This is a genomic window from Massilia sp. DD77, from assembly GCF_036961685.1.
Lineage (GTDB): Bacteria > Pseudomonadota > Gammaproteobacteria > Burkholderiales > Burkholderiaceae_D > Telluria.
On sequence record NZ_JBAMDH010000001.1, the window covers coordinates 57404 to 84128 of the forward strand.

Consider the following 26725-nt stretch of genomic DNA (forward strand, 5'->3'; position numbering starts at 1 on the left):
TCGCATGAACAAAACCGAACTGTTGGCCGCCTACTGGTCGGGGCCCGAGATTTTCACCAACGCGCTGATCCTGCTGCACCTGGCGGGCGCGCTGGCGCTGGGCCTGCTGGTCGGCTACGAACGCGCCTACCACGGGCGCGCGGCCGGCATGCGCACCTATGGCCTGGTGTGCATGGCCTCGGCCGCGCTGACCATCCTGGCCGGCTATCCGGACTTCTGGTATGGCGGCGGCCATGCCGGGCTGCTGGCGCCGATCGATCCCACCCGCATCATCCAGGGCGTGGTGACCGGCATCGGCTTCCTCGGCGCCGGCGTGATCATGCGCGAAGGCTTTAACATCACCGGCCTGACCACGGCGGCCTCGATCTGGGCCTCGTCCGCGATCGGCATCCTGGTCGGCGTCGGCTTCTACCTGGCGGCGATGGGCCTGGCCTTCTTCTCGTCGATGATCATGATCTACCTGAACCGCCTGGAGAGCTACCTGCCGGCGCGCCGTGCGGTGGCGGTGCGGATGCGCTTCAAGCCGGAGTTCCTGCCGCGCGAGGAGGGCCTGCGCCAGGCCGCGCTGGAACGTGGCTACGAGATCGCCGGCAGCTCGGTCACGATCAGCAGCGACAACGGGCGCCAGGAATGGCGCTTCGTGGCCTTGGCGCTGTCGCGCAAGACCGGCGCCCCGCTGCACGAGCTGGCCGAAGAGCTGGCCGCTTTCGAAGGCGTCGAGGCATTCCAGCTCTCGCACGCCCGCAACTGACTTTTATAAAAATAGTTATCCAAGACCGGAACAGCCATGCAAGCTTCAGACCCCACCGCGCAAGATGTCCTCGATTTCTGGTTCCTGCCGCCTTCGCACGAAGGCCACGGCAAGCAGCGTCCCGAATGGTTCCGCAAGGACGAGGCCTTCGATGCCCGGATCCGCGAGCGTTTCGGCGCCACCATCGCCAATGCGGTGGCGGGCGGCCTGCGTGAATGGGATGCGCTGGGCGCGCGCGGTGTGCTGGCGCGCATCCTGGTGCTCGACCAGTTCACCCGCAATGCCCATCGCAACACACCGGCGTCCTTCGCCGGCGACACCCTGGCGCTGGCGGCCGCGCGCGAGCTGGTTGATTCCGGCGCCCACCTGGACCTGTCGCCGGTCGAGCGTTCCTTCGCCTACATGCCCTTCGAGCATGCCGAGGACGCACGCATGCAGGAACAGGCGGTGGCCCTGTTCACCGCGCTCGCCCAGGAACACCCGGGCTTCACCGAGACGCTCGACTACGCGCACCGCCACCGCGGCGTGATCGCGCGCTTCGGCCGCTTCCCGCACCGTAACGCCATCCTGGGCCGCGCCTCGACACAGGAAGAAACCGACTACCTGCGCCAGCCGGGTTCGGGCTTCTGAGGTGGCGCCGGCCCTGAACCTGGTCGGCGCGGGCCACGTCGGACGTGCCCTGGGACGCCTGTTCCACGCCCACGGCGTCTTCATGCCGCAAGACCTGCTGACCCGTTCGCAGGCCAGCGCGCGCCAGGCGCTCGACTTCATCGGCGCAGGCGGCGCGGCGCAGTCGCTGGCCGGCATGCGCCCGGCGCGCGCCTGGATGCTGGCCGTGAACGACGACCAGATCGCACCCGTGTGCGCCGAGCTGGCCCGGGTCCACGACCTGCATGGCGCGGTGCTGTTCCATTGCAGCGGCGCCAAGGCTTCCAGCGAACTGCAGGCGGCGCGCGATACCGGGGCCTGGGTGGCGAGCGTGCATCCGATCCGCAGCTTCGCCGATCCGGAAGGGGTGGCGCGCGCCTTCGGCGGCACCTTCTGCGGCATCGAAGGCGACCCGGCGGCGCTGGCGCTGCTGGCGCCCGCTTTTGAAACGATCGGCGCACGCCTGGTGCCGATCGACCCGGCCGCCAAGACCGTCTATCACGCCGCCGCCGTGTTCGCGTCGAACTACCTGGTGACCGTGCTGGACGCCTCGCTGCGCGCCTACGGGGCGGCGGGCGTGCCCGAGGAGGTGGCGCGCGAACTGGCGCGGCCGCTGGCCGAGGAAACCCTGGCCAACGTATTCCGCCTCGGGCCGGCCGCCGCCCTCAGCGGGCCGGTGGCGCGCGGCGACTTCGCCACCGTCGCGCGCCAGCAAGCCGCGCTGGCGCAATGGGATGCGCCCACCGGCCAGCTCTACGAAGCGCTCGTCGCCCCGACCGCCGGCCTGGCCGCGCGCAAGAATATCTGACACCAAGGAGAAGACATGGTATTGACCGCATGGGCCGCGCTGGCCGTGCTGGGCGTGTATTTCTGGACCTGGGCCAATGCCGCCCGGGCGCGGGCGCGCTCCGGCGTGCCGGCGCCTTCGATGGACGGTCCTGAAAGCTTCCTGCGCGCCCACCGCGTGCAGATGAACACGCTCGAGCAGTTGCCGCTGGTGCTGGTGCCCCTGTTCCTGTGCGGCGCCTTCCTCGGCGACGCCTGGGCGGCGGCCGGCGGCCTGCTGTGGTGCGCCGCCCGGATCCTGTATGCGCTCGGTTATTACCGAGATCCGGCCAAGCGCGAAGCGGGTTTCATTCTTGGCATGCTTGCCTGTGCGGGTTTGATTGGCGCAACAGTTGTGGGCCTATTGCTGCGCTAACATGCAGAAACTGGTGAGAAACTGCACAGAAAGATCGACAAAGTTCCCGGGTGGCAATAAGCTAGATCACTAAGCACATTACACAGTCGATCCGCGCGCCATCTCGAGGAGTTTGCCGGCGCGGTATCTGGAAGGAGAACAGGATGTTGTTTCTGAAGAGCACCAGCGTTACCAAGGCCCCGGGCATCTATGAAGTCGATGTCGCGGCCAAGCCGCCCGGCAAGACTTTCGGCGTTTTCATGGCGACCGATCCGGACAATCCGCCGCAATCCATCCTCGCCGGCCTGGCCGAGCTGGGTTTCCGTAACGTCCATGAGCAAAGCTATGTCCACAAGGACAAGGGCAAGGTCCTCGACCTGCATTTCCAGAAGGACGGAACCGACCTGTTCAACGGCTGGAAATCGGAAGAGTGCACCGCCAACCTGGCGGCGCTGAACGCGCTGTTCGGCAACGTCGGCATCACGCTCGCTCCGCGCGTGATGAGCCTGGCCGAAGCCTACCGCTGATCCGCAGGCGGGCCGCTCAGGCCTGCACCTCGATGTGATACAGCGCCCAGGGACAAGCGCCGAAGCGTTCGTTCAGCGGGCGCTTCGCCATGTCCGGCACGCGGTCGGCGTCGTACACCGCCCATAGCGGACCGAGCCCGCCGAGCGGCATCGGCTTGCCGTCCAGGTGGGTGGCGACGATCAGCTTCCAGGCGCGCAGCTGGCGCATCTCCAGCACCGCCGCATAGCCGTCCACCGCACGCAGCAGGACCCTGGCCGCATCGCCCGGCCGGGCGTCCGCCTGCGCCAGCACGTCTTCCAGCAAGGGGCCGCGCAGCTTGTGCGGCTTGCCGTCGTATTCCAAGGTCGGGCGGATCGTGCGCGCGGGCAGGGCTGCCAGCGCGGCGAAATCCAGGGCGTAGGCCTGGGTGAAGGCCAGCTTCTGCTTGTGCATCATCTGGTCGAGCGCGGGATCGAGGGCGCCGCGGTTGCTGCGCTTGACGTCGCCCGTGATGGTCAGCAGTGCTGGACCGCGCGCGCCCGGGCCTGGCTTGCAGGATGCGGCGAACGCGGGCGTGGCGCCGGCAAGCGCAGCGGCGCCGAGGAAGTGGCGTTTGTCCATGCGAGAATGTCCTTCCGTGAAAAGCCGCCATCTTAGCCTCCAAACTTGCACAATGGATTTATTTAGCGCAGGCCCCGGCCTGATGCCGATTCCGCTGCCGGACGGCGAACTGGGCTGGCTGCAACAGCTGCCCTTGCCCTGGCCAAACGCCGAGGTGCTGGCGCGCCTGATCCATGAAACGGCTTGGCGCGAGGAAACCGTGCTGGTTTACGGCAAGCGCCACCTGCAGCCGCGGCTGAGCGCCTGGTATGGCGACGCCGCCTACCGTTATTCCGGTCTCACCCTGGCCCCGGCGCCCTTCACGCCACTGCTCGAGACGATCCGCGCCGCCGTGCAGGAAGCGACCGGGCGCGACTACAACAGCGTCCTGCTGAACTACTACCGTAACGAACGCGACAGTATGGGCATGCATGCCGACGACGAGCCCGAGCTCGGCAGGGAACCGGCCATCGCTTCGCTCAGCTTTGGGGCGGAACGCGTCTTCGTCCTGCGCCACAAACGCTCGAAAGAAACCCTGCGCTTGCCGCTGACGGACGGCGGCCTGCTCTTGATGAGTGGGCAGACGCAACAGAATTGGTTGCACGGAATCAATAAAACGAGAAAACCGCGAGGACCGCGCATCAATCTAACTTTCCGCAAGATACGCTGAAATACCGTCTTTCTACGCCAAATTGTCGTCATCGTTAATGACCTCAGAGTCATTATGTAACATCTGATTACAGTTTTTACGGATTCGGCACGGTTTTCCATTTTTGCCAATGCTATCGTGGCCGTATCGCGATTCATTGGGAATCGCGAACCAGAGCAAGAAAGAGGTTCGTAATGAAGAGGTTTTTCCTTGCAGTGATCGCATCCGCGGCGGCCATGTCGGCTGCCCAAGCCCAGCAGGACACCCCGCGCGCCTATGTGGGCGTGGGCGTGGCCAGCGCCGACCATCAGAATGCGCTGCCGGCTGGCGCGACCGGCATTGACGCCGACGGCTACAAAGCGTCGGGCAAGCTGTTTGGTGGCTATGATTTCAGCCGCAACTGGGGCGTGGAAGCGGGCTACACCGACTTCCGCAGCTCGGGCGTGAACTATTCGCTCGGCGGCGTGCGCGGTTCCGGTGAAACGAAAGGCCATTCGCTCTACCTGGCGGGCAAGGCGAGCATGCCGATCAACGAGCAGTTCCTGGCTTATGCCAAGCTGGGCGTGGCGCGCAACAAGAACGAACTCGAGACGGTCAACGCCGTCATGAACCGCAGCCAGAGCAAGACCGAGGCCTATGGCGCGCTGGGACTGCAGTACAACATCAACCAGGATGTGTCCTTCATTGCCGAGTACGAGCGCTATGGCAAGACCAAGGACTTCGGCGCCAAGCCGAATGTGTGGACGATTGGGGCGAAGTACAGTTTCTGACTGCGTCGCATCCCAGAACAAAAAGGCCCTATGGGGCCTTTTTGTTTTCTGAGCAGAGCGAAAACCGGCTGTAGGGAGGACGGCTTTGCCGTCCACGCGTTCAAACCACCTTTGCCGGGCCGCGCGCGAAAACGGCACTGTTAACTATCACCGCGTGGGCGCGAAACCCGCCCACCCTACGCCAGCTTTGCGGTCTGTTCAGAGCCGCGCCAGCGCCAGTCCCTGCGGCCGCGCCACCCATGGCGGCACGATCAGGTCCGGCTCGGGATAGGCGTGCCCCGCCGACAAGAACCGGTGCAGCGAGGACCATGGCCATTCATGCGCCGCGGCGCAATGGCCGTGGCGCACGGCGTCGGTGTGCACCCAATCGACCAGGGCCGCATAGTCCGATTCTTCCTGCACCCGGTAGTGCCGGTAATGGCGCTCCCATACCGCCCCGTCGTTGGCGTCGCCGATGCCGGCCTTGCGCAAGGCCTTCGAGAACGCGATCTTGACCGCGCGCCAGCGGCTGGAGCAGTCGTGGTCGCCCGGTGGGAGGGTCCAGATCGTGTGGGCATGGTCGGGTAATACCACCCAGGCGTCGACGTGGAAGGGCTTGCGCACGCGCGCCAGGCGCATGGCTTCGCCAAACGCGGAGATGTGCTCGGTCAGCAGGGCGCTGCCACGGTCGAGAAGGCGCACTGTGAAAAAGAAAGTCCCACCCGGGACCCGGTTGTCGCAGTAGTCTGTCATGGATTCTTCGACGCCCGGCAGCCGCAGCAACGGCAAGGCTGAGGACTGGACGAAGCGCCTGCACGGCCTAATCGCAGGAATTCTACACACGAAGTCTTCATTCCCTTGTTCCGTTTCCGGGCGTAAAAAAAGCCCACCGAAGTGGGCTTTCCTGGATGAAGCGTATTACGCGGTGAGCGGCTTGTAGCGGATCCGCTTCGGCTTCGCGCCTTCCTCGCCCAGGCGCTTCTTCTTGTCGGCTTCGTATTCCTGGTAGTTACCGTTGAAGAAGGTGACCTGCGAGTTGCCTTCGAAGGCCAGGATGTGGGTCGCGATGCGGTCCAGGAACCAGCGATCGTGCGAGATGACCATCACGCTGCCGGCGAATTCCAGCAGGGCGTCTTCCAGCGCGCGCAGGGTTTCCACGTCCAGGTCGTTCGACGGTTCGTCCAGCAGCAGGACGTTGCCGCCTTGCAGCAGGGTCTTGGCCAGGTGCAGGCGGCCGCGTTCGCCGCCCGACAGGTTGCCGACCACCTTCTGCTGGTCCGCGCCCTTGAAGTTGAAGCGGCCCAGGTAGGCGCGCGACGGCATCTCGAAGCGGCCCACGCTCAGCATGTCGGCGCCGCCGGTGACGTCCTCGAACACGGTCTTGTTGTTGGCCAGCTCGTCGCGGTGCTGGTCGACCAGCGAGACCTTGGCGGTCTTGCCGATCACGACTTCGCCGCTGTCCGGCTGTTCTTTACCGGCGATCATCTTGAACAGGGTCGACTTGCCGGCGCCGTTGGGGCCGATGATGCCGACGATCGCGCCCGGCGGCACGGTGAAGGACAGGTTGTCGATCAGGAGGCGGTCGCCGAAGGCCTTCGAGACGTTCTTGAACTCGATGACTTCGTTGCCCAGGCGCTCGGCCACGGGGATGAAGATCTCCTGGGTCTCGTTGCGCTTCTGGTATTCGTATTCGCTCAGCTCGTTGAAGCGGGCCAAACGGGCTTTCGACTTGGCCTGGCGCGCCTTCGGGTTCTGGCGCGACCACTCGAGTTCCTTCTGCAAGGCCTTCTGGCGCGCCGATTCGGTCGCTTCTTCCTGCTTCAGGCGTGCCTGCTTCTGGTCCAGCCAGGACGAGTAGTTGCCCTTCCAGGGAATGCCCGAGCCGCGGTCCAGCTCCAGGATCCATTCGGCGGCGTTGTCGAGGAAGTAGCGGTCGTGGGTGATGCCCACCACGGTGCCGGGGAAGCGCAGCAGGAACTGCTCCAGCCACTCGACCGATTCGGCGTCCAGGTGGTTGGTGGGTTCGTCGAGCAGCAGCATGTCGGGCTTGGACAGCAGCAGCTTGCACAGCGCCACGCGGCGCTTCTCGCCGCCCGACAGCACGGCGATCTTCTGGTCCCAGGGCGGCAGGCGCAGCGCGTCGGCGGCCATCTCCATCTGCAGGTTCAGGTTGCCGCCGTCGGCCGCGGCGATGATCGACTCCAGGCGCTCCTGCTCCTTGGCCAGGGCGTCGAAGTCCGCGTCTTCTTCCGCATAGGCGGCGTACACGGCTTCCAGCTTGGCTTGCGCCTCGAAGGCTTCGCCCAGGCCCGATTCGACTTCCTGGCGGACGGTTTTTTCGGGATCGAGCTGCGGTTCCTGCGGCAGGTAGCCGATGTTCAGGCCCGGCATCGGGCGCGCTTCGCCCTGGATGTCGGTATCGATGCCGGCCATGATCTTCAGCAGGGTCGACTTGCCCGAGCCGTTCAGGCCCAGCACGCCGATCTTGGCGCCCGGGAAGAAGGACAGCGAGATGTCTTTCAGGATCTGGCGTTTTGGCGGGACGATTTTGCCCACGCGGTTCATGGTATAGACGTAATTGGCCATGCTTTAACTCTGGTGTTGTTTAAGGTGCACAGGATACGACAGAACCTGCGCCGGACACAGGATTTCTTAGCGAATTCCTGTCCCGGCGCGGTCTGCTCAGGCTTTGGCGGCCGCGCGGCTGCGCCACAGGCCTTCACCGCCGAACAGCGCCAGCGCGGACCAGATCAGGATGAAGCCGACCAGGCGGTCGGCGCTGAAGGCTTCGTGGAACAGCCACACCCCCAGCAGGAACTGGATGGTGGGCGACAGGTACTGCAGCAGGCCCAGGATCGAGAGCGGGATCTGGCGCGCGCCGCTGGCGAACAGCAGCAGCGGGATCGCGGTGATCGGACCGGCCGCGATCAGGAGCAGGCGGGTGGTATCGGAAGGCGTGTTGACGAAGGCGTTGTCGCCCGTGACCGTCAGCCAGCCGACGTAGGCGGCGGCGACCGGGAACAGCAGCATGGTCTCGAAGGACAGGCCTTCGAGCGCGCCCAGGGCCGCGGTCTTGCGCAGCAGGCCGTAGCCGCCGAAGGACGCGGCCAGGAACAGGGCGATCCAGGGCACCGAGCCCGATTGCCAGGTCAGCCAGGCCACCCCCAGCGCCGCCAGCGCAATGGCCCCCCACTGGGCAGGACGCAGGCGTTCCTTCAGGATCAGGTAGCCGAACATGATGTTCACCAGCGGATTGATGAAGTAGCCGAGGCTGGCCTCGATCACGTGGCCATTGTTGACCGCCCAGATATAGGCCAGCCAGTTGGCGCTGAGCAGGAAGGCCGAGGCCAGGAAGCTGAAGAACACGCGCGGCTGGCGCACCAGCGCCAGCCATGTCCACTGGCGCCGCAGGGCCAGCACAAGCAAGAGAAAAGCGAGCGACCACAGCACGCGGTGCATGAGGATTTCCAGCGGCGGCACTTCGCCGATCGCATGGAAATACAAGGGGAACAGCCCCCAGCACAGGAAGGCGAGGGTGGCGGAGAGGATACCGGAGCGCATGGGGAGGGAGAGGCGGGGGGAGAAACGTTTGCTGGGATGACATTATCCCCGATGCGCACGATCCCTGCTGGCGCAGGCCGGATTTGCGCAGGTGTATGATGCAGGACGAAATGTTCTTGCAATTTTCTTGTCGATATTTTATGGTGCGCCGCACCAGAACAACAACATGGTGCAATCTTGAGTGCTGAGAACAAGAAAAGCAGCGTGGCCGCGCTGACCCTGGCCGCGGTCGGCATCGTCTACGGCGATATCGGTACCAGTCCGCTCTACACCCTGCGGGCCATCTTCGATCATGAACATGGCTTGCCGCTCAACGAGGGCAACATCCTCGGCATCATCTCCCTCATCTTCTGGAGCCTGACGATCATCGTCTCGCTCAAGTACGTGACGCTGGTGCTGCGCGCCGACAACCGCGGCGAGGGCGGCATCATGGCCCTGATGGCGCTGGCCACCAATTCGGTGACGAAGCACTCGGGCTGGCATTTCCCGCTGCTGGTGATCGGCGTGCTGGGCGCCACCATGTTCTACGGCGACAGCGTGATCACGCCGGCGATCTCGGTGCTGGGCGCGATCGAAGGCCTCGAAGTGGCTGCGCCGGGCATGTCGCACTACGTGGTGCCGATCACGATTGTCGTGCTGCTGATCCTGTACAGCGTGCAAAGTCACGGCACGGCCGGCATCGGCCGTTTCTTCGGCCCGATCATGCTGGTGTGGTTCATTGCCCTGGCCGTGATGGGCATCATCAACATCGTTGAAGCGCCGGTGATCCTGAAGGCCCTGAATCCCTGGGAAGCGCTGCGCTTCATGCTGGAAAACAAGCTGCTGGCCTTCGTGGCGCTGGGCGCGGTGGTGCTGGCGATCACGGGCGCCGAGGCGCTGTACGCGGACATGGGCCACTTCGGCCGCAAGCCGATCCGCATGGCCTGGTTCCTGATCGCCTTCCCGGCGCTGGCGCTGAACTACCTGGGCCAGGGCGGCCTCCTGATCACGCAGCCGGACGCCGTGGACAATCCCTTCTTCCACCAGCTCGGCTCCTGGAGCGTGATTCCATTGGTGATCCTGTCGACCATGGCGGCGGTGATCGCCTCGCAGGCGACCATCTCGGGCACCTATTCGATGACCAAGCAGGCGATCGCGCTCGGCCTGCTGCCGCGCATGCGCATCCTGCACACCTCGGAAAGCGAGATCGGCCAGATCTACATCCCGGCCGTGAACTGGGCCCAGCTGTGCGTGGTGCTGATCGCCGTGATCGGCTTCGGCTCCTCGGACGAACTGGCCGGCGCCTACGGCATCGCCGTCACCGCGACCATGATGGCCACCACCATCCTGACCTTCTTCGTCACGCGCTACCGCTGGCATTTGCCGCTGGCCGTGTGCCTGGGCGCGACCGGCTTCTTCTTCGTGATCGACATCATGCTGTTCTCGTCGACCACGCTCAAGCTGTTCCACGGCGGCTGGTTCCCGCTGCTGCTGGGCACCGTGCTGCTGACCCTGATGCTGACCTGGAAGCGCGGCCGCGAGCTGGTGTTCGAGAACCTGGAAAAACACGCGATTCCGCTCGAGGCCTTCATGGAATCGCTATTCGTCGCCCCGCCCGTGCGGGTGCCCGGCACCGCCCTGTTCCTGCGCGGCGAAAGCGACGGCGTGCCGCACGCGCTGCTGCACAACCTGGTGCACAACAAGGTGCTGCACGAGCGCGTGGTGTTCCTGACGGTGCACATGCGCGAGGAGCCCTGGGTGCCGCCGCTCGAGCAGGTGCGCATCGTCGAGCTGGGCCACAACTGCTTCCAGCTCAACGTCCAGTATGGCTTCAAGGACGAGCCGGACATCCCCGGCATCCTGCGCCAGTGCGCCGACCTGGGCCTGGCCTTCGAGATGATGGAGACTTCCTTCTTCATCGCGCGCCAGACCGTGATCTCCACCCCGGGCCGCGGCATGGCGCCATGGCGCGAGCATCTTTACGTGATGATGTCGCGGAACGCCCGTGCGGCCGCGGACTATTACCAGATTCCGCCGAACCGGGTGATCGAGCTCGGCACCCAGATCGAGATCTGAGCGCCCGTCCGTAGGGTCGGCAGCTTCCCTGCCGACGCGTTCAAGCGGCCGGTGAGTGTCGCTGGAACGCGTCGGCGGCAATTACAAATCGGATACAAAATCTTCACACTTTCATGGCATTGATACGGTAAGGTGCAAAGTTTCGCTTCGCAAACTTTTTAGTCACCTGTTCTCGCCGAGGATTCCCATGAAATTGAAGTTCCCCCTGATCGCCGCCTTCGTCGCCATGCTCTCCCTGACCGCCTGCGGCGGTGGCGGTGATTCCGCCGGCGGCGGCGTGGCCGTCACCAGCCCGGCCACCTTGACCAAGACCGACAACGTCGTCGGCACCGGCGCGGAAGCCGTCAGCGGCAAGACCGCCACCCTGAACTACACCCTGTGGCTGTACAACGCCTCGGCCGCCGACTTCAAGGGCGCCCAGCTGGAATCGAACGCCTTTACCTTCAAGCTGGGCACCAACGCGGTGATCCCGGGCTTCGAGCAGGGCGTGACCGGCATGAAGGTGGGCGGCAAGCGCACCATCCTGGTGCCGTCGAGCCTGGGCTACGGCGCGGCCGGCAGCCGTGGCGTGCCGCCGAACTCGGGCCTGGTGTTCGAGATCACCCTCAACAAGGTCGAATAAACCGCCCGCTGCTCAGCGCAGCATATCGATGTGCATGATGCCGTCTTCGTCGTAAGGGGCGGAGACGGTCTCGAAACCGAAGCTCTGGTAGAACTGCTCCAGGTACTGCTGCGCACCGATGCGGATGCGGTGGCCTGGATGCAGCGCCTCGGCGCAGGCGATGCCGCGCGCCAGCAGCTGGCGTCCGGCGCCGGTCCCGCGCGCCGCCTGGGTCGTGATCACGCGGCCCAGCGACATTTCCTCGTACTTGGCGCCCGGCGCCAGCACCCGCAGATAGGCGGCCAGTTCGCGCTTGCCGTCCTCGACCCGCCACCCGAGCAGATGATGGGCTTCCAGGTCGTAGCCGTCGATGTCCGGATACAGGCAGGTCTGTTCCAGGATGAAGATGTTCTGGCGCTGGGCCAGCACCTCGTAGAGGTCCTTGTTGGACAGGTCGGAAAAGCTGGAGAATTGCCAGTCGAGCATGGAAGTCATCACGTAAAAATAAGTTATTCGGCGGCCGTTTCGAAGCCCTCGAGCACGTTCACCACCTGCACCCCCAACTCGGGAACCGCGTCGCCGCCCTCGAGGACGAAGGCGGTGGGCAGGCCGAGGTGGGCGATGCGTTCGCCGATGCGCAGGAAGTCGCCTCCCTGCAGCCGGAAGCGCGTCTCCGGCGCGGCGCCGAAGGCGGGGGCGCCGAGCGACACCACCAGCGCCTCGGCGCGGAACATGGCCAGCTTGACGCAGGCCGTCTCCAGCGCGGCGAACCAGTCGGCGCCGCCCAGGCCCGGCGCCAGCGGCAGGTTCATCGTGTAGCCCAAACCCGCTCCCACCCCCGTCTCCTGGGCATGGCCCGTGTACCACGGATAGCTGGTGCGCGGATCGGCGTGCAGCGACACAACCAGCACGTCGCTGCGGCCGTAGAAGATCGCCTGGGTGCCGTTGCCGTGGTGGTAGCCCAGGTCCAGGATCGCCACCCGCGCCAGGCCGTCGTCCAGCAGGTGCTGGGCGGCCAGGGCCGCATTGTTCAGGAAGCAGCCGCCGCCGAAGAAGTCCGCGCCCGCATGGTGGCCGGGAGGACGGGTCAGCGCGAAGCTGCCGCGTTCGCCCATGCGCAGCGCATGGGCCGCATTGACGGCGCAATCGGCGCCGGTCTTGGCGGCCAGCCAGGTGCCGGCGGTGAGCGGGGTGGCGTTGTCCATCGCGTAGAGGCCGAAGCGCGCGTCGAAAGGCTCGGGTTCGGTGTCGCCGGCCACCGGGCGCAGTGGCCAGACGGTGGGAAAGGCGTCGCGCGCGGCGTTGCCGGAATCGAGGGAAATCCACTCGCTCCAGGCGGTGCGCAGGAAGTGCAGGTAGCGCGGGCTGTGCACCCGCTCCAGCGACACCAGCGGCACGCCCTGCGGCGTGACGATGCGGCCCAGCCCGCGCCGCTCGCATTCCTTCAGGACGAGATGGGCCCGCTCAGGCTGTTCCGGACACCGCGCCAGCTCGCCGCGCACGAAGGCGAAGCGTCCCGCATGCTGGGCATGGTGTTCGTTATAAAACGTGAGCAAGGCATCCCCGGATCAGTGGTGGTTGCCGCACAGCGTGCTGCTGTTATAGGCCGCGACGAAGTCGTCGAAGCTGCCGCTGTCCTTGGCTTCGATGCTTGCCTGCTCGGCCAGCGAGGCGGCCGCCATCTCGTCGAACAGGGCCGCTTCGGCCGGCATCAGCGGGCTGTCGCGGAAGCTCGCCGCATGCAGCGCGCTCTGGCGCAGGCCGAAGGCGGCGGCCGAACCGAGCGCCCGCACTTCCTCCAGCACGCGCGCCGACGGGGTCAGCGACGGATCCTCGATCTTGGCCTTCTGCAGGCCGAGCGAGGATGCGTGCACGCCGCCTTCGTTGTGCTGGTCGTCGAGCAGTTCGGCCACCGGGCGGATGCGCTCGATCAGTTCCAGCGCCCATTCCTTGAGCGGCACTTCCTGGCCGTCGCGGGTCAGGGTCAGGTCCGGACGGCGGCCTTCCTTGACGGCGCGCGCGAAGTTGCGCGCATGGATGGCGCCGTCGTGGGAGCTGATCAGGGGGCTTTCGTCCAGCGCGCAGAACAGCAGGAAGGCGTCCAGGAAGCGGCCGGTCTCGAGCGCGATGCCGATCGGCTCGAAGGGATCGACGTCCAGGCAGCGCACCTCGATGTACTGCACGCCGCGGTTGCACAGGGCCTGCACCGGGCGCTCGCCGGTACGGATCACGCGCTTGGGACGGATGGTCGAATAGTATTCGTTCTCGATCTGCAGCACGTTGGTCGACAGCTGGATCCACTCGCCGTCCTTCTTGGTGCCGATCGCGGCATACGGCTCGTAGGGGCGGTTGACCGCGTCCATCAGGCTGGTGACATAGCTTTCCAGGCTGTTCTCGTGCGGGCACAGGCCGGACTGGGCATCGTTCTGGTAACCCAGGTCGCTCATGCGCAGGCTGGTGGCGTAGGGCAGGTACAGCGTGTCGTCGGACAAACGTTCGAGCGCGTGCGGGCGGCCGCGCAGGAAGCTGGTGGTCAAGGCCGGGGTGGCGCCGAACAGGTACATCAGCAGCCAGGCATGGCGGCGGAAGTTGCGGATCATCGCGATATAGCTCTCGGACTGGAAGTCGCGCAGCGCGTTGCGCCGTTCTTCCGCGATGCCTTCGTTTTCCGCGAACACGCGCCACAGCTTTTCCGGCAGCGAGTAGTTGTAGTGGATGCCGGCGATGCACTGCATGGCCTTCCCGTAGCGCAGCGCCAGGCCGCGCCGGTACACGTGCTTGAGCATGCCCAGGTTGGACTTGCCGTACCAGGCGATCTCGATGTCTTCCTCGGGCGGCAGCTCGCCCGGCATCGACACGCCCCACAGCATCTCGTCGCCCAGCTTGGCATAGGCGTAGCGGTGGATGGCGTCCAGGCGGTGCAGGGCCAGGCCGATGTCGTGTTCGGCCGGGGTGATGAATTCCAGCAGGGTTTCCGCGTAGTCGGTGGTGATCTGCGGATGCGTCAGTGCCGAGCCCAGCGCAACCGGATGGGGAGTGCGGGCAAGGTGGCCTTGTGGGTCCACGCGCAGGGTTTCGCGTTCGATGCCACGCAAGCCCTGGCCCAGCAGGGCGCGATGTTCGTCGTCGTCGAGCAAGGCCAGTCGGCGGTTGAATTGGTTCGACACGGTGTTTCCTTTCTTATACTGCCAGTGCGGTGGAGCAGAGATTAACCGAAAACCGCCAAGTTCGCCGGAAGGGGCTTATTCCTTACCCTGGGGTGGGACAGGAGCGCTGGCCGGACTGGAAGGAGGCGCGGCGGGAGGCTTGGATTCGCTCGCGATCCAGCGCTCGACCTGGCGTTCGAGGAGGGGCAGGGGCAGGGCGCCGTTGCCCAGCACGGCGTCGTGGAAGCGGCGCAGGTCGAAGCGTTCGCCGAGCGCGGCCCTGGCCTTCTTGCGCAGGGCCAGGATGCGCAGCTGCCCGATCTTGTAGCTGAGGGCGCGCGCCGGCTGGGCGATGTAGCGGTCGACTTCCGCCTCGTTGTCGGCGGGCGGATTGGCGGTATGGGCGTTCAGGTAGTCGATCGCCTGCTGGCGCTGCCAGCCCAGCGCGTGGATGCCGGTGTCGACCACCAGGCGCGCGGCGCGGAAGACCTGCTCGTTGAGGTGGCCGAACAGCGAGAACGGGTCCTGGAAGAAGCCCAGTTCCGGGCCCAGGGTCTCGGCATAGGTGGCCCAGCCTTCGCCGAAGGCGGGATGCCAGGCATGGCGCCGGAAGGCGGGCAGGTCGAGCTCCTGGGCGCGCGCCGCCTGCAGGTGGTGGCCGGGCAGGCCTTCGTGCAGGGCGATGGTGTCGACCTGCCAGATCGGCCGCGCGGGCAAGTCGGCCACGTTGACCACCAGGGCCGCGCTGCGCCCTTCGCTGCCGGCTTCGTAGTAGGCGGCCGGCTGGCCCGGGCCGGCCGCCGTCATCGGCTTGACCGCCAGGCCGGCGGCGGGCGCCGCACTCACGACTGCCGGCAGCTTGTTGGCGGCGCGCGCGAGGGCGCGGCGGTAGCGTCCCAGCAGGGTGTCGGCATCGGGAAAGAACAGGCGCGGATCGCTGCGCGCGAACACCAGGAACTTGCCGGCATCGGCGCGAAAGCCGGTGCGCGGCACCAGCGCCGCGACCTCGGCGCGCAGGCGCGCGACTTCCTTCAGGCCGAGCGCGTGGATCTCGGCCGGCGTAAGTTCGGTACTGGTGGCCTGGCGCACCAGCAGGGCGTACCAGGCGGCGCCGTCCGGCAGGTTTGATGCGCCGATGCTGTCGCGCGCCAGCGGCAGGTAGTCGGTGCGCAGAAAATCCTCGAGCTTGCGCAGGGCCGGCGCGGCGCTGTCGTTCAGGGCGGCGGCGCCGGCCGCCTGCAAGGCCTCGCGCACTTCCGGCGCGATCGCGGCGGGGATGCGCTTGAACGGGGCGCCCAGCGCGCCCTCCGCCAGGCCTTCGCGCAAACTGCGCAGCGCGTCCGGCACGCCGCGCAGCGCGGCTTTCGGCATCGGCCAGCCCGCCTTCAATCCGGCGCGCAGCTGCTCGACCAGGCCGTCCACGTGGGCGGGCAGGGCCTTCAGGCGCGCGATATAGGCGCGGTAGTCTTCCTCGGTGGCGAAGGGCATCTGCGCCACCAGGCGCGGCAGCCGCACCTGCAGGCCGTCGTAGGCGGTGAGCGGCTGCGGGTCGAAGGGGGTGAGCGCACCGGCGTCCAGGCGCTGCTGCTTGTCAAACAGGAACAGTTCGTAGGAGAGCAGGGCCTGGCCTTCCAGGCGGCCGCGGTCGATCTCGCGCGCCGCCTCCAGCATCTCGCGCTCGTGCTCGAGGGCGGCGGCGCGGGCGGCCAGGCTGGTGTCGGACAGCAGCGCGTTGTGGCGCTGCTCGCCCAGGCCGGTGGCGCGCTCGGGTGCGCGGCGCAGCTGCCATTGCCAGTCGCGTTCGAACAGCTTGCCCGCCTGCTCGGCCGCCGACGGGGCCGGTGTGGCTGGACCCAGCGCGACTGCGCCGGCGGCCAGGGGGACGAGCAAGGCAAGAGAAGCGAACAGGTGGCGCATGCGGGCTCCGTGGTTCGGGCTGGCCATTCTAGCAAGCCGGCCAGATTCGACGCGCGCCGTCACCCCTCCGAAGGCGGGGACTCGGGGACCTGTCCTGCGCGGCCTCCGCTGACGCGTTCGATGCCGGCCAGGTCGCGCCAGCTCCGGACCTCGGTGAAGCCGCGCGCGGCCAGCAGGACGCGCACGTCCTCGGCCTGGTCGTAGCCGTGTTCGAGCAACAGCCAGCCGCCCGGTTCCAGGTGGGCGGGAGCGCCATCGATGATGATGCGCAGCGCGGACAAGCCGTCCGCGTGGTCGGTGAGGGCGCCGGCGGGCTCGAAGCGCAGGTCGCCTTCGCCCAGGTGGCGGTCGCTCGACGCGATATAGGGCGGGTTGGACGCGATCAGGCCGAAGCGTTCGCCGCCCAGCGCCGCATACCAGTCGCTGCGCAGGAAGCGTACGCGGGCGCCGTTGGCGGCGGCGTTGGCTTGCGCGACCTCCAGCGCATCGGCGCTGAGGTCGAGGGCGGTCACCAGGGCGTCCGGCCGCGTATGGGCCACGGCGACCGCGATGGCGCCGCTGCCGGTGCCCATGTCGAGCAGGCGCGCTTGCGCAGGCAGGCGCTCGAGCGCGAGTTCGACGATCAGTTCGGTGTCGGGACGGGGAATCAGCACGGCGGGCGTGACCCGGAACGGCAGTCCGAAGAATTCGCGCTCGCCGACGATGTAGGCGATCGGTTCGCCATCCAGGCGGCGCTGCACCAGGCCGGCCAGGCGGCCCGCTTCCTCGCTAGTGAGCGCCCGCTCCGACTGGGTGATCAGGGCCACGCGCGGCAACTGCAGGGCATGGCACAGCAGGATGCGGTTTTCCAGCGGATCGAGCGGCAGGCCCTGCTGCAGCTGCCCGAGGGTGGCGCCGGCCCGGATCATGCCTGTTTGGGTCATGCCTGTTTTTTACGCAGCAGCACCCAGGCCAGCAGCGCGGTCAGGGCCACGAACCACACCGCCGACCACTGCGGAATCGCCAGTCCCAGCACGGTGTCGGTGGCGCCTTGGCACAGGCCGTCGGCGCGGAACAGCCAGGGCAGGTATTCGGCGGTGGGGATCTTGTTGAGGAAGGTTTCCATCGGATCGATCCCGCAGGTGAAGCCGGGGTTGGCGATCACGTACAGGTGCTTGCCGACCGCGTACAGGCCGCCCAGCGCCGCCATCAGCGCCAGGATCGTGCCTTCGCGCTCCTTGCCGCTGATGGCCGACACCAGGGTGCATACGCCGATGGCCAGGAACATGTAGCGCTGGATCACGCACAGCGGGCAGGGCTGCATCTGCATGATGTGCTGCAGATAGAGGGCAACCGCGATCAGCGCGAAGCAGATCGACGAAATGGCGAACAGGACCTGGCGGGAAGTAGGCAGCATGCGTTGCTTTCTTAGGGGCGTGGTTCAGACGGAGGAAATCGGGGGCATTCTCGCACGAAGTTCGCGCGCCTGCCTGCACATATTTTCAGTCTGGCAACTTAACCTTTGCTTAATTCCACCGGCTCAATCGCCCAGCGCCGCCAGCTGTTCCGCCTGGTGTTCGGCCGACAGCGCATTGGTCAGGTCGATCAGGTCGCCGTCCATGATCATGTCCAGCTTGTACAGGGTCAGGTTGATGCGGTGGTCGGTCAGGCGTCCCTGCGGGAAGTTGTAGGTGCGGATGCGTTCGCTGCGGTCGCCCGAGCCGATCAGGCTCTTGCGGGTGGCCGCTTCCTTCGACTGCTGTTCGCGCAGCTGCACGTCCTTGATGCGCGCGGCCAGCACCTTCAGGGCCTGCGCCTTGTTCTTGTGCTGGCTGCGGTCGTCCTGGCACTCGACCACGATTCCCGTGGGCAGGTGGGTGATGCGCACCGCCGAATCGGTCTTGTTGATGTGCTGGCCGCCCGCGCCCGAGGCGCGGTAGGTGTCGATGCGCAGGTCGGCCGGATTGATGTTGACGTCCTCGACCTCGTCCGCCTCCGGCATCACCGCCACCGTGCAGGCCGAGGTGTGGATGCGGCCCTGGGTCTCGGTGGCCGGCACCCGCTGCACGCGGTGGCCGCCGGACTCGAACTTGAGCTTCGAGTACACGCCGTTGCCGATAATGCGCGCGATGACTTCGCGGTAGCCGCCCAGGTCCGAGCTCGATTCCGACACGATCTCGACCTGCCAGCGGTTGCGCTCGGCGAAGCGGGTGTACATGCGCAGCAGGTCGCCCGCGAACAGGGCCGATTCGTCGCCGCCGGTGCCGGCGCGGATCTCGAGGAAGATGTTGCGCTCGTCGTTGGCGTCCTTCGGCAGCAGCATTTTCTGCAGGTCGAGCTCGAGGTCCGCCAGGCGGCCCTTGGCGCTCTCGATTTCCTCCTGCGCGAATTCCTTCATCTCGGGGTCCATCAGCAAGTCCTGGGCGGCCGCGATGTCGTCCAATGCCTGTTGATAATCGCGGTAGAGCGCAACCAGCGGCGACAGCTCGGCATGCTCGCGGGTGAGCTTGCGGTAGCTGTCCATGTTCGTGGTGGCGCCCTCCTGCATCAGCAGCTCGTCCAGTTCGACGAGGCGGTGGGCAAGTTGGTCCAGCTTGGCCAGCATGGAAGGTTTCATACGGTTCCCGGAACAAGAAAATCGGATCGGAGTGTGCCACGGAAGGTGGCATGCGAACAGGCGTCCCGGCGGGACGCGCAAGGCCGAGCGGCGCTAACGGCGGCTGCGGAACAGCTGCGGCAGCAGGCTGGCGAGGCGGGCGCGCTCGTCGCCCTGGGCATGGTGCAGGGCCTGCTGGGGACCGTGCAGGAACTTGGCGGCCAGGCCCTTCGACAGCGCTTCGAGCACCGCTTCGGGGTCGTCGCCGCGCGCCAGCAGCTTGCGGGCGCGTTCCAGTTCGGCCAGGCGCAGGGCCTCGCTCGATTCGTGCAGCTCGCGGATCACCGGCACCATGGCGCGGTCGCCGACCCAGTGCATGAAGGATTCGACGCGCGCGTCGATGATGGCCTCGGCCTGCTTGACGGCGGCCTGGCGGTTTTCCATGCCGGTCTGGACCACCTGTGCCAGGTCGTCCACCGTATACAGGAAGACGTCGTCCAGGCGCGCGACCTCGGGTTCGATATCGCGCGGCACGGCCAGGTCGACCATGAACACCGGGCGGTGGCGGCGCGCCTTGACCGCGCGTTCCACCAGGCCCAGGCCGATCAGGGGCAGGGTCGAGGCGGTGCAGGAAATGACGATGTCGAACTGCTGCAGGCAGTCGGGCAGGTCGGCCAGGCGGATCGCCTTGCCGTTGTAGCGGGTGGCCAGCGCCTCGCCACGCTCCATGGTGCGGTTGGCGATGGTGACCGATTTCGGATTCTGGGCCGCGAAGTGGGCCGCGCACAGCTCGATCATCTCGCCGGCGCCGATGAACAGCACGTGCTGGTCGGCGATGCGGTCGAAGATGCGCTGCGACAGACGCACCGCGGCGGCCGCCATCGAGACGCTGTGGGCGCCGATCTCGGTGGTGGTGCGCACTTCCTTGGCCACCGCGAAGCTGCGCTGGAACAGCTGGTGCAGATAGGTGCCCAGGCCGCCGGCTTCCTCGGCGGTGCGCACCGCGTCCTTCATCTGGCCCAGGATCTGGGGTTCGCCCAGGACCATCGAATCCAGGCCCGAGGCGACGCGGAAGGCGTGGCGCACGGCGTCGTGCTGGGGCAGCAGGTAGAGATGGGGGCGCAGCTCGGCGTAGTTGAGCGCATGATAATGCGCCAGGAACTGGGCCGAGGCGTCGAGGGGATGCGGGAGGTTGCTTGCCGCGTAGAGCTCGGTGCGGTTGCAGGTCGAGAGGATCGCCGCTTCTTCGGCGCCGGTCGAACCCTGGCGCGTGAACCAGCTGCGCGCCGCCTGCACCGCGCGCCCGAGCTGGTCGGGCGCGAGCGCCAGCTGCTCGCGCAGCGAGACCGGTGCGGTGGTGTGGTTCAGGCCGACGGCGAGGAGTTGCATTCTGGGACGGGGGTCAACAGGTATGCAGCATTATACCCTGCCGCCAGCAGGGTTTCAGGCGCCCAGCTTTTCCAGGCGGTAGCCGTAGCTGTACACCGGGACCAGGCGGAAACCGTTTTCCGGACGCAGGTGCAGCTTGTTGCGCACGCGCGAGACGTGGGTGTCCATGGTGCGCGAAGGCACGTCGGTATCGCGCACCCAGACCGACTCGTGGATATAGGCGCGCGACAGCGGGCGGCCGATGTTACGGAAGAACAGCAGCGCCAGCGAGAATTCCTTCTGGGTCACGTCGATGACCGAACCGTCTTTCAGCAGGCGGCCCGGGCGGGTCTCGAAGATATACGGACCGAATTGCAGTTGCTCGGCGCTGTTCTGCGACGGGTAGGCGCGGCGCAGCAGGGCCGAGACGCGGGCCACCAGTTCGCCGCGGCGCAGCGGCTTGACCAGGTAGTCGTCGGCGCCGGCGCTCACGCCTTCGATGATGTCGTCCTCGGCATTGCTGCCGACCAGGAACACGACCGGCGCGTTCGGCGCCAGTTTTTCCTTGGCCCGGCGCAGCACTTCGGCGCCTTCCATGTCGGGCACGTTCCAGTCCATGACCAGCAGATCGGTGCTGTCCTTGCGTAACTGCCCGAGCAATTCCTTCGCGCTATCAAAGGATTGGCAGCTGTGGCCAGCGGCGCTCAGGACCTGGCAGATCAGGTCTGCTTGGCTACGGTCTTGCTCGAGGACTGCGATCTTCATGTTGACGCTTTTAGAAAGGTTGCCTTTGTAGGAAGAGTCCTACATGGTTAAACCAAATATATCAGACTTTCACAAAATAGTGCTACAGATAAACACGGAATTTACAATCGCAACTACTTATCTGTTGTGTGAAAGGGACCACTGAGCAATTTCACCCTTAGGAGTACATTCGAATCGACGACTTTTTACAACAGATACGCGAGGTGACGACATGTTATTCCGACGTAAACCGAAGATCGACGAATCGGGACGTGTGCCCGTGACCGGGACCCAGATCGAGCAGGCGCGCCAGCGCTGCCTGCAGATCGTGAAAAAACGCGCCGCCATGTCGGCCGGGGTGGCGGCGATTCCGCTGCCCGGCATCGACATCCTGTCGGATGCGACCGGGTTCGCCGTGGTGGTGGACGAAGTGAACAAGGAATTCGGGCTGACCCAGAAGCAGATCGAACGCCTGACCCCACGCCTGCGCAGGATCGCCTACGAGGCAGCGGCCTCGGTGGGCGGCATGATGGTCGGGAAGATGGTGACGCGCAGGCTCATCATGGGCCTGTTCAAGCGCTCGGCCGGGAAGATGGCGGCCAAGTCGACCGCCAAGTTCGTGCCGCTGGCCGGACAGCTGGCCTCGGCGGCGATCGGTTACGCGCTGTTCAAGAAAATGGGCGACCAGCACGTGGAAGCCTGCGCCAAGGTGGCGCGCGAGCTGGAAGCGGCCGGCAAGGAGGAGTTCGGTAACGAGTCGCCGATGCCGGTCATGTAGGCGGGTTGGCGTTCCCCGGCGTCCCCCGGCACGCCCCCTTGGCGGAGGACGCCGGGGCGCGGCCGCATGCTTAATCGCGGAACAGGACTTCCTCGCGGCTGAACCACCAGCGGCACCACATCAGCAGGGCGCCGGCGATCAGGATGCTGGAGGACATGATCATCACCAGCATGCGGTAGTCGAGCGTCCCCTTGACGACTTCTTTCATTGCCAATGCGATATTGGTCAACGGGACGGTCGCCCACATCCAGTTCAGCTCGACGCCGGGAAGCATGGCCAGCACCACCGGGAGGATGGTCAGCATGAGCATGGGCTGCATCATCCCTGACGCTTCTTTATAGCTGCGGGCATAAATCGACATCGACAGCAGCACCGAGGCGAACATCGCGCAGGCCGGGAGCAGCATCAGCGCCAGCGCGCACAAGTCGGTGAAGCTGATCGCGGAGGCGATCTCGGCCAGGTCGCGGTCCACGGCGCTGCCGAAGAGACCGAACAGCACGCCGATACTCGCCACCATCAGCACCGAGGACGTGAAGCCGATGGTGAGCAGCACCATGAATTTCCCCATCACGGCGTGGCTGCGCGGAATCGGCGCCAGCAGGAGGGTTTCGAGGGTGCCGTTTTCCTTTTCGCCGGCGCCCAGGTCGATGGATGGATACATGGCGGCCATCAGGCAGACGATCATCAGGAAGTAGGGCAGGATGCCCCCCGCCAGCGCGCCGATCCGCTCGCGCTGGTTCGCCGTCGATTGCTCGTCGATGGCGATCGGCAGCAGCACGAAGTCCAGCTGCGACTGGTTCAGCTGCAGCGAGGACAGCTGCTGCTCGCGCAGCTTCTTGCCATAGGCCTCGACCACGGCCGAGACCCGCTTGCGGGTCACGTCGCCGGACGAGGCGGCATTGAAGTGCAGGCGCAGGCGCGCCTGCTGGTTCGCCTGCAGGGCGGTGTCGAGCCCCGGCGGCACTTCCAGCACGAACTTGACGGTGTCGTCCTCGATGGCCTTTTTCACACTGGTGGCCGGGCTCAGGCGCACCTCGCGGAAGCGCTTGTCCTTGGCAAACTCCTCGCTCAGCCCGGGGGCGTTGGGCGCGCCGATGATGGCGTATTCCATCACGTTGTTCCGGGCCTGTTCCGACAGCTTGGTGGCGATGAAGCCGAAGCCCAGGGTCAGGACGGGAATCGCGAAGACGGGGATCAAAACCGTAAAGATCAGGGTCTTGGTTTCGCCCAGGAGTTCACGCATCTCCTTCAGATAAATCGTCCACATTGTTTCAAGCTCCCCCGTTGACTACCTGGATGAATCCGTCGAACAAGCCGCCGGCGCCGCCGGCCTGCCGGAGCGCGGCCGTCGTATCGTTGAACACCGTTTCGCCGCGGTTGATGATGCAGACGCGGTCGCACAGCTTTTCCACCTCGTGCAGGTGGTGGGTCGAGAAAATGAGCGGCACGCGGCGGCGCTTGTAGTTGCCGATAAAGTCGATCAGGGTCTTGGCGGCCATGACGTCGAGCCCCGTGGTGGGCTCGTCGAGCACGATCACTTTCGGGTCGTGCAGCACGGTGCGCGCGATGGCGCATCTCTGCTTCATGCCGGCCGATAGCTGGCCCGCCTTCTTGTGGGCGAAGTCATGCATGTCGAGCAGTTCGAACAGTTCGTCGCAGCGCCGCTTCAGGTCCTGCCCGCGCATGCCATGCAGTTTTCCGGAAAACTCGACGTTTTCCCTGACGGTCAGGCGCCCGTACAGCCCGGTGGAACCCGAGAGGAAGCCGATTTGCCGGCGCGCCTCCATCGGCTGCGCGACCGCGTCTACGCCATTGATCGAAATCGCGCCGCTGTCCGGCTTGAGCGCCGTGGCAAGCAGCCGCAAGGTGGTCGTCTTGCCGGCGCCGTTCGGCCCCAGCAGTCCGAGTACCTCGCCCGGTGCGCAATGGAAGCTGACGCCGCGCACCGCCTTGAACCATCCGTCCGCTTCCCGCACGTCGCGCCGGGTCGCCGTTTTTGTCTCCACATGACGGAAACGCTTGGAGAGATTTTTGACTTCGATCATCACATCACCGGAGAGTTCCTGGAAGAAAAATTCTAGCATGGGTAAAAAGAACTATTAGCGAAACAACGGGAAATACGCGACGTGCATATTATGTGTTGCTTCCTAAATTTCGCTTGCACTGGGGTTACGTGGTCGATATATTTACCTCAAGAAATGATGCATTGATCGGCATCAAATGAAAGAAAGACAATACATGAACAGCCGATCGATGCAGCATGAATAGCAGTGCTGCATACAGCGGCATTGCGCCACGTGCGCATTTCGCAATGAAAGCGCAGGCAAAGCAAGGCAGAAAACGAAACGCAGTCGGGAATACGATGACCGGAGGAGCGATGAAGTTGAAAGTCGAAAAGCTTGAAACGATGGCGGCACCACTGAGCAACGCATATTGGGGTGGCTTCCTGTTCGTGGTTGGAATCGCAGTGCTGGTCATCAGCATGCTGTCTAGAAAAAAGAATACCTCCAATAAGGACGACAGGTTCGGGAAATAAGACGACCCGCGCTGTCAGATTATCCTTTTCTGTTTATCCAGGCGCCGGCAGTCGGCCGGCGCGGGGCTGCGCACGCCTGAATCAATTTGACGGCGCGCTGCATATTCTTATTTCCTCCGGCGATGATCATCAATAATAATGGCTAGAGATACTATATCCCGCGGCGGCGATTTGCCCGGCGCCGGCGCGCTTGACGAATTAATTGCTCTGGCCGGCAACGAGTCCTTGCAGGATGGCGGGCGGATGCGCAAGCTGAATACCTCGCTGCGGGAAACCTCGGCAATCGGCACGCTGAAGAAAATCAGGCCGGTGCTGTCGCGATTCGGCGTCAGTGAGATTATCGACATCACGCTGGACGGCGTGCCCGCCTGTCCCGCATTCCAGGTCATGCGCGAGGACATCCGCTCGGAGTATTTCAACGCGGGCAAGGGCTACACCCGGGCGGAAGCAATGGTCTCGGGCTTGATGGAAGCCCTCGAGGTGCATTGTTTCGAGCATGCGGACCCCAGCCTGCTGCATGCCTCCGCCGCGGGAAGCTTGCCGCTCGTCCCCACCGCCGACTTATTGGGGCGCAAGGACGAGACGGCGGACGGAAGCGGCAGGAGCGGCGAGGGCAAGCTGGTCCGGGGAGTCGATCATCGCAGCGGATCGGCAGTCTGGATCGATGCGCGCGACGTGTTTTTCGGCCTGGCCGCCGACGGCGAGCGCAGTGCGGCTTCCTCGAACGGCATTGCCAGCGGAAACTCGGTTCCCGAGGCGCTCTGCCATGCGATCGGCGAACTCCTCGAGCGTCACGCGCTTGCCGCGCTGTATCGTTTCGGTATCGGCGCCACCGCGCTCTCGGGACAGCAGCATGAACGCGTCGTCCCGCCGCCGGAGGCGGAGAACCTCTGGCGCTGCCTCAGGCAACTGAAGGAGAAGGACATCAGCGCCGAGTTCCTGCACGTGTCCTCGGAAGCGGACGTGGCCGTGTTCGTCTGTTTTCTCGATCTTCCCTACGATGCGGCCAGGCGCGCCGCCGTGGAGGGCTTCGGCGCCAACCCCGATCCGCAGATCGCCATGGCCCGCGCACTGGCGGAAGCCGTGCAGATCCTTGCGCTGTGCCCCGTGAACGGCGCGGGGGAGGCTGGCGAGGATGCATCGGCGCCGCGCACCGTGATGACCACCAAGCAGGCCGCCGCCTTCGACGCCCAGGCGATGGACAGGCAGCGCCTGCGTGCGCACGGTGCATTGACCAGCCTGCGCGAGCGCCTGGAACCGATCGACTACGAATACCTGCCGATCCATGACCGGGCGGGCGAGGCGTCGCGCTCGACCGCGGAGGAACTCCAGAAGCTGGTGCAGGGATTGAGGCGCATGGGATGCGACAGGCTGTATTCCTGTGTCATCAGTCCGCCCGATCTGCCTGTGGTCGTGGTCAAATGTTTTTGCCCGGGCCTGGACACCGCTTTCGGCCTGTAACCGGCCTTGTTCATATCCTGGCCGGGGGAAATGCCGGGCTTTGATTATTCACTATTGCATCAGATTGTCCGAAAGTCGAATACGCATGAATATGGAGCAGGTATGCCGATAAGTCCGGGATAATGTAGGGCGCCTTTTGCGAAGAAATGGAGGATGCCGATCCATCTCCGGTCATGCGCCATTTGCAGGGTAAATATTTCGGCGCCGATCGCGCGCCGGGTTTATTTGCGCAAATTAAATACGCCATTCTCGCGCAATAACATGCGTGAGAATGGCGTATTGTTTTTTCAATCGTCGATTTTCATGTGCGCCATGTTATTCGGCGCGCTCGCGTGATTACATAATGCCGAACAATTTGTCGATTTCCCATGCATAAAAACCGATTATATGCTCGCTGAATTGTCTGCATATTTCGCGCAAAATTTGTTGTACGTAAAAATTTATTGGGCTACTATTTTTCTCAGATTTGTCTTGCAAACGTAAGGGGAATCTTCCCGAATCCTGTTCGGGATAAAAAGGGGGCGCCGCTCCGGCGGCGCCGATGTTTCATATTTAAAACGGAGAAAAACTATGAGCCTGCAAATCGAAGCTCTGGACGTGCAAGAAACCCCGATCAGCACTGCTGACGGTATTGCATACACCATCATCGCACTGGAAGTCGGCATTATCGCCGGCATGCTGATCACCTAATAATAGGCCACGCCACTTTCTAGTGGTTAAAGCCGTCACTTAACTTAGAGGAGAAATAAGATGAATCTGCAAATCGAAACGCTGGAACAAGTCGAAGCACCGCTGACCGACATGGAATGGGGCATGATCGGCGGCGCAGCCCTGATCGCCGGTTACTACATCGGCGCGGCCATCGTGACCTGATTCAGCCTCCAGCTGAATAACAACCT

The 26725-nt window shown here is 65.1% G+C and carries 28 protein-coding genes; 13 read left to right on the top strand and 15 right to left on the bottom strand.

Translation table 11 applies throughout. The features are described 5' to 3' along the window. The first annotated feature begins 4 nt into the window (after positions 1 to 4). The 5 genes from V7778_RS00315 to V7778_RS00335 all read left to right on the top strand — a co-directional run bounded on the left by V7778_RS00315 (position 5) and on the right by V7778_RS00335 (position 3106). A complete protein-coding gene (locus V7778_RS00315) occupies positions 5 to 751 on the top strand; it encodes an MgtC/SapB family protein (RefSeq protein ID WP_335551368.1) in 747 nt (248 codons plus the stop codon). Between the two features lie 36 nt (positions 752 to 787). Then, complete coding sequence (locus V7778_RS00320; protein WP_335551369.1) at positions 788 to 1381, top strand: DUF924 family protein; 594 nt, start codon at positions 788 to 790, stop codon at positions 1379 to 1381. 1 nt (position 1382) lies between these two features. Next, the gene (locus tag V7778_RS00325; protein WP_335551370.1) at positions 1383 to 2207 is read left to right on the top strand and encodes a Rossmann-like and DUF2520 domain-containing protein; all 825 of its coding nucleotides are present in this window, start codon (positions 1383 to 1385) and stop codon (positions 2205 to 2207) included. A gap of 15 nt (positions 2208 to 2222) precedes the next feature. After that, positions 2223 to 2600, top strand: a complete 378-nt coding sequence (locus V7778_RS00330; RefSeq protein WP_335551371.1) for an MAPEG family protein — start codon at positions 2223 to 2225, stop codon at positions 2598 to 2600. Positions 2601 to 2743: 143 nt separating this feature from the next. Continuing rightward, positions 2744 to 3106 (top strand): hypothetical protein, encoded by a 363-nt coding sequence (locus V7778_RS00335; protein ID WP_335551372.1) that lies wholly within the window; start codon positions 2744 to 2746, stop codon positions 3104 to 3106. Between the two features lie 16 nt (positions 3107 to 3122). Here V7778_RS00335 and V7778_RS00340 read toward each other — a convergent pair whose 3' ends face one another. Beyond that, positions 3123 to 3707: a molybdopterin-dependent oxidoreductase gene (locus tag V7778_RS00340; protein WP_335551373.1), complete on the bottom strand. Its 585-nt coding sequence runs from the start codon at positions 3705 to 3707 to the stop codon at positions 3123 to 3125. An 82-nt stretch (positions 3708 to 3789) separates the two neighbouring features. On the opposite strand from V7778_RS00340, the gene V7778_RS00345 reads away from it, so the two are divergent. Next, the gene (locus V7778_RS00345) at positions 3790 to 4356 is read left to right on the top strand and encodes an alpha-ketoglutarate-dependent dioxygenase AlkB family protein (protein WP_335551374.1); all 567 of its coding nucleotides are present in this window, start codon (positions 3790 to 3792) and stop codon (positions 4354 to 4356) included. 173 nt (positions 4357 to 4529) lie between these two features. Next, positions 4530 to 5105, top strand: a complete 576-nt coding sequence (locus tag V7778_RS00350; RefSeq protein WP_335551375.1) for an outer membrane beta-barrel protein — start codon at positions 4530 to 4532, stop codon at positions 5103 to 5105. 198 nt (positions 5106 to 5303) lie between these two features. Here the strand turns inward: V7778_RS00350 and V7778_RS00355 are convergent, their stop codons facing one another. The 3 genes from V7778_RS00355 to rarD all read right to left on the bottom strand — a co-directional run bounded on the left by V7778_RS00355 (position 5304) and on the right by rarD (position 8645). Next, a complete protein-coding gene (locus tag V7778_RS00355) occupies positions 5304 to 5837 on the bottom strand; it encodes an REP-associated tyrosine transposase (protein ID WP_335551376.1) in 534 nt (177 codons plus the stop codon). A gap of 165 nt (positions 5838 to 6002) precedes the next feature. Then, the gene (gene ettA, locus V7778_RS00360) at positions 6003 to 7670 is read right to left on the bottom strand and encodes an energy-dependent translational throttle protein EttA (RefSeq protein ID WP_335551377.1); all 1668 of its coding nucleotides are present in this window, start codon (positions 7668 to 7670) and stop codon (positions 6003 to 6005) included. Positions 7671 to 7766: 96 nt separating this feature from the next. Further along, the gene (gene rarD, locus V7778_RS00365; RefSeq protein ID WP_335551378.1) at positions 7767 to 8645 is read right to left on the bottom strand and encodes an EamA family transporter RarD; all 879 of its coding nucleotides are present in this window, start codon (positions 8643 to 8645) and stop codon (positions 7767 to 7769) included. A 177-nt stretch (positions 8646 to 8822) separates the two neighbouring features. Between rarD and V7778_RS00370 the strand changes: the two genes are divergently transcribed. Continuing rightward, the gene (locus V7778_RS00370; RefSeq protein ID WP_335551379.1) at positions 8823 to 10700 is read left to right on the top strand and encodes a potassium transporter Kup; all 1878 of its coding nucleotides are present in this window, start codon (positions 8823 to 8825) and stop codon (positions 10698 to 10700) included. A gap of 187 nt (positions 10701 to 10887) precedes the next feature. After that, complete coding sequence (locus V7778_RS00375; RefSeq protein ID WP_335551380.1) at positions 10888 to 11322, top strand: FKBP-type peptidyl-prolyl cis-trans isomerase; 435 nt, start codon at positions 10888 to 10890, stop codon at positions 11320 to 11322. A gap of 12 nt (positions 11323 to 11334) precedes the next feature. Here the strand turns inward: V7778_RS00375 and V7778_RS00380 are convergent, their stop codons facing one another. The 9 genes from V7778_RS00380 to V7778_RS00420 form a co-directional block, all read right to left on the bottom strand. After that, on the bottom strand, positions 11335 to 11787 hold the full coding sequence (locus tag V7778_RS00380; RefSeq protein WP_335551381.1) for a GNAT family N-acetyltransferase: 453 nt from the start codon (positions 11785 to 11787) through the stop codon (positions 11335 to 11337). Positions 11788 to 11810: 23 nt separating this feature from the next. Further along, positions 11811 to 12857 (bottom strand): histone deacetylase family protein, encoded by a 1047-nt coding sequence (locus V7778_RS00385; RefSeq protein WP_335551382.1) that lies wholly within the window; start codon positions 12855 to 12857, stop codon positions 11811 to 11813. A 12-nt stretch (positions 12858 to 12869) separates the two neighbouring features. Beyond that, positions 12870 to 14468, bottom strand: coding sequence for a glutamate--cysteine ligase (gene gshA, locus V7778_RS00390; RefSeq protein WP_335551383.1), 1599 nt, complete (start codon positions 14466 to 14468; stop codon positions 12870 to 12872). 75 nt (positions 14469 to 14543) lie between these two features. Then, positions 14544 to 16364, bottom strand: a complete 1821-nt coding sequence (locus V7778_RS00395) for a DUF885 domain-containing protein (RefSeq protein ID WP_335551384.1) — start codon at positions 16362 to 16364, stop codon at positions 14544 to 14546. A 59-nt stretch (positions 16365 to 16423) separates the two neighbouring features. Next, positions 16424 to 17272 (bottom strand): peptide chain release factor N(5)-glutamine methyltransferase, encoded by an 849-nt coding sequence (gene prmC, locus V7778_RS00400; protein ID WP_442920677.1) that lies wholly within the window; start codon positions 17270 to 17272, stop codon positions 16424 to 16426. An 11-nt stretch (positions 17273 to 17283) separates the two neighbouring features. Next, on the bottom strand, positions 17284 to 17760 hold the full coding sequence (locus V7778_RS00405; protein WP_335551386.1) for a disulfide bond formation protein B: 477 nt from the start codon (positions 17758 to 17760) through the stop codon (positions 17284 to 17286). Positions 17761 to 17883: 123 nt separating this feature from the next. Then, the gene (gene prfA, locus V7778_RS00410; RefSeq protein WP_335551387.1) at positions 17884 to 18960 is read right to left on the bottom strand and encodes a peptide chain release factor 1; all 1077 of its coding nucleotides are present in this window, start codon (positions 18958 to 18960) and stop codon (positions 17884 to 17886) included. 93 nt (positions 18961 to 19053) lie between these two features. Next, positions 19054 to 20328, bottom strand: coding sequence for a glutamyl-tRNA reductase (gene hemA, locus V7778_RS00415; RefSeq protein ID WP_335551388.1), 1275 nt, complete (start codon positions 20326 to 20328; stop codon positions 19054 to 19056). A 54-nt stretch (positions 20329 to 20382) separates the two neighbouring features. Further along, positions 20383 to 21072, bottom strand: coding sequence for a response regulator transcription factor (locus V7778_RS00420; protein WP_335551389.1), 690 nt, complete (start codon positions 21070 to 21072; stop codon positions 20383 to 20385). 211 nt (positions 21073 to 21283) lie between these two features. On the opposite strand from V7778_RS00420, the gene V7778_RS00425 reads away from it, so the two are divergent. Next, entirely contained in the window at positions 21284 to 21829 is a 546-nt protein-coding gene (locus V7778_RS00425; protein WP_335551390.1) for a hypothetical protein, read from the top strand. Between the two features lie 70 nt (positions 21830 to 21899). Here V7778_RS00425 and V7778_RS00430 read toward each other — a convergent pair whose 3' ends face one another. Together V7778_RS00430 and V7778_RS00435 are read right to left on the bottom strand one after the other, a co-directional pair. Continuing rightward, positions 21900 to 23096, bottom strand: a complete 1197-nt coding sequence (locus tag V7778_RS00430) for an ABC transporter permease (RefSeq protein ID WP_335551391.1) — start codon at positions 23094 to 23096, stop codon at positions 21900 to 21902. 4 nt (positions 23097 to 23100) lie between these two features. After that, on the bottom strand, positions 23101 to 23874 hold the full coding sequence (locus V7778_RS00435) for an ABC transporter ATP-binding protein (protein WP_335551392.1): 774 nt from the start codon (positions 23872 to 23874) through the stop codon (positions 23101 to 23103). Between the two features lie 215 nt (positions 23875 to 24089). On the opposite strand from V7778_RS00435, the gene V7778_RS00440 reads away from it, so the two are divergent. The 3 genes from V7778_RS00440 (at position 24090) to V7778_RS00450 (ending at position 26699) form a co-directional block, all read left to right on the top strand. Next, positions 24090 to 24365, top strand: coding sequence for a hypothetical protein (locus V7778_RS00440; protein WP_335551393.1), 276 nt, complete (start codon positions 24090 to 24092; stop codon positions 24363 to 24365). A 138-nt stretch (positions 24366 to 24503) separates the two neighbouring features. Continuing rightward, entirely contained in the window at positions 24504 to 25826 is a 1323-nt protein-coding gene (locus V7778_RS00445; protein ID WP_335551394.1) for a YcaO-like family protein, read from the top strand. A 750-nt stretch (positions 25827 to 26576) separates the two neighbouring features. Then, positions 26577 to 26699 (top strand): hypothetical protein, encoded by a 123-nt coding sequence (locus tag V7778_RS00450; protein ID WP_267876147.1) that lies wholly within the window; start codon positions 26577 to 26579, stop codon positions 26697 to 26699. The last annotated feature ends 26 nt before the right edge of the window (positions 26700 to 26725 follow it).

Excerpts from the sequence above, each read along its gene's own strand:
- V7778_RS00315 (WP_335551368.1), top strand. The coding sequence starts at position 5 with ATGAACAAAACCGAACTGTTGGCCGCCTACTGGTCGGGGCCCGAGATT.
- V7778_RS00320 (WP_335551369.1), top strand. The coding sequence starts at position 788 with ATGCAAGCTTCAGACCCCACCGCGCAAGATGTCCTCGATTTCTGGTTC.
- V7778_RS00330 (WP_335551371.1), top strand. The coding sequence starts at position 2,223 with ATGGTATTGACCGCATGGGCCGCGCTGGCCGTGCTGGGCGTGTATTTC.
- V7778_RS00335 (WP_335551372.1), top strand. The coding sequence starts at position 2,744 with ATGTTGTTTCTGAAGAGCACCAGCGTTACCAAGGCCCCGGGCATCTAT.
- V7778_RS00340 (WP_335551373.1), bottom strand. The coding sequence starts at position 3,707 with ATGGACAAACGCCACTTCCTCGGCGCCGCTGCGCTTGCCGGCGCCACG.
- V7778_RS00345 (WP_335551374.1), top strand. The coding sequence starts at position 3,790 with ATGCCGATTCCGCTGCCGGACGGCGAACTGGGCTGGCTGCAACAGCTG.
- V7778_RS00350 (WP_335551375.1), top strand. The coding sequence starts at position 4,530 with ATGAAGAGGTTTTTCCTTGCAGTGATCGCATCCGCGGCGGCCATGTCG.
- V7778_RS00355 (WP_335551376.1), bottom strand. The coding sequence starts at position 5,837 with ATGACAGACTACTGCGACAACCGGGTCCCGGGTGGGACTTTCTTTTTC.
- ettA (WP_335551377.1), bottom strand. The coding sequence starts at position 7,670 with ATGGCCAATTACGTCTATACCATGAACCGCGTGGGCAAAATCGTCCCG.
- rarD (WP_335551378.1), bottom strand. The coding sequence starts at position 8,645 with ATGCGCTCCGGTATCCTCTCCGCCACCCTCGCCTTCCTGTGCTGGGGG.
- V7778_RS00375 (WP_335551380.1), top strand. The coding sequence starts at position 10,888 with ATGAAATTGAAGTTCCCCCTGATCGCCGCCTTCGTCGCCATGCTCTCC.
- V7778_RS00380 (WP_335551381.1), bottom strand. The coding sequence starts at position 11,787 with ATGCTCGACTGGCAATTCTCCAGCTTTTCCGACCTGTCCAACAAGGAC.
- V7778_RS00395 (WP_335551384.1), bottom strand. The coding sequence starts at position 16,364 with ATGCGCCACCTGTTCGCTTCTCTTGCCTTGCTCGTCCCCCTGGCCGCC.
- prmC (WP_442920677.1), bottom strand. The coding sequence starts at position 17,272 with ATGATCCGGGCCGGCGCCACCCTCGGGCAGCTGCAGCAGGGCCTGCCG.
- V7778_RS00405 (WP_335551386.1), bottom strand. The coding sequence starts at position 17,760 with ATGCTGCCTACTTCCCGCCAGGTCCTGTTCGCCATTTCGTCGATCTGC.
- prfA (WP_335551387.1), bottom strand. The coding sequence starts at position 18,960 with ATGAAACCTTCCATGCTGGCCAAGCTGGACCAACTTGCCCACCGCCTC.
- hemA (WP_335551388.1), bottom strand. The coding sequence starts at position 20,328 with ATGCAACTCCTCGCCGTCGGCCTGAACCACACCACCGCACCGGTCTCG.
- V7778_RS00420 (WP_335551389.1), bottom strand. The coding sequence starts at position 21,072 with ATGAAGATCGCAGTCCTCGAGCAAGACCGTAGCCAAGCAGACCTGATC.
- V7778_RS00425 (WP_335551390.1), top strand. The coding sequence starts at position 21,284 with ATGTTATTCCGACGTAAACCGAAGATCGACGAATCGGGACGTGTGCCC.
- V7778_RS00430 (WP_335551391.1), bottom strand. The coding sequence starts at position 23,096 with ATGTGGACGATTTATCTGAAGGAGATGCGTGAACTCCTGGGCGAAACC.
- V7778_RS00435 (WP_335551392.1), bottom strand. The coding sequence starts at position 23,874 with ATGATCGAAGTCAAAAATCTCTCCAAGCGTTTCCGTCATGTGGAGACA.
- V7778_RS00440 (WP_335551393.1), top strand. The coding sequence starts at position 24,090 with ATGAATAGCAGTGCTGCATACAGCGGCATTGCGCCACGTGCGCATTTC.
- V7778_RS00445 (WP_335551394.1), top strand. The coding sequence starts at position 24,504 with ATGGCTAGAGATACTATATCCCGCGGCGGCGATTTGCCCGGCGCCGGC.
- V7778_RS00450 (WP_267876147.1), top strand. The coding sequence starts at position 26,577 with ATGAATCTGCAAATCGAAACGCTGGAACAAGTCGAAGCACCGCTGACC.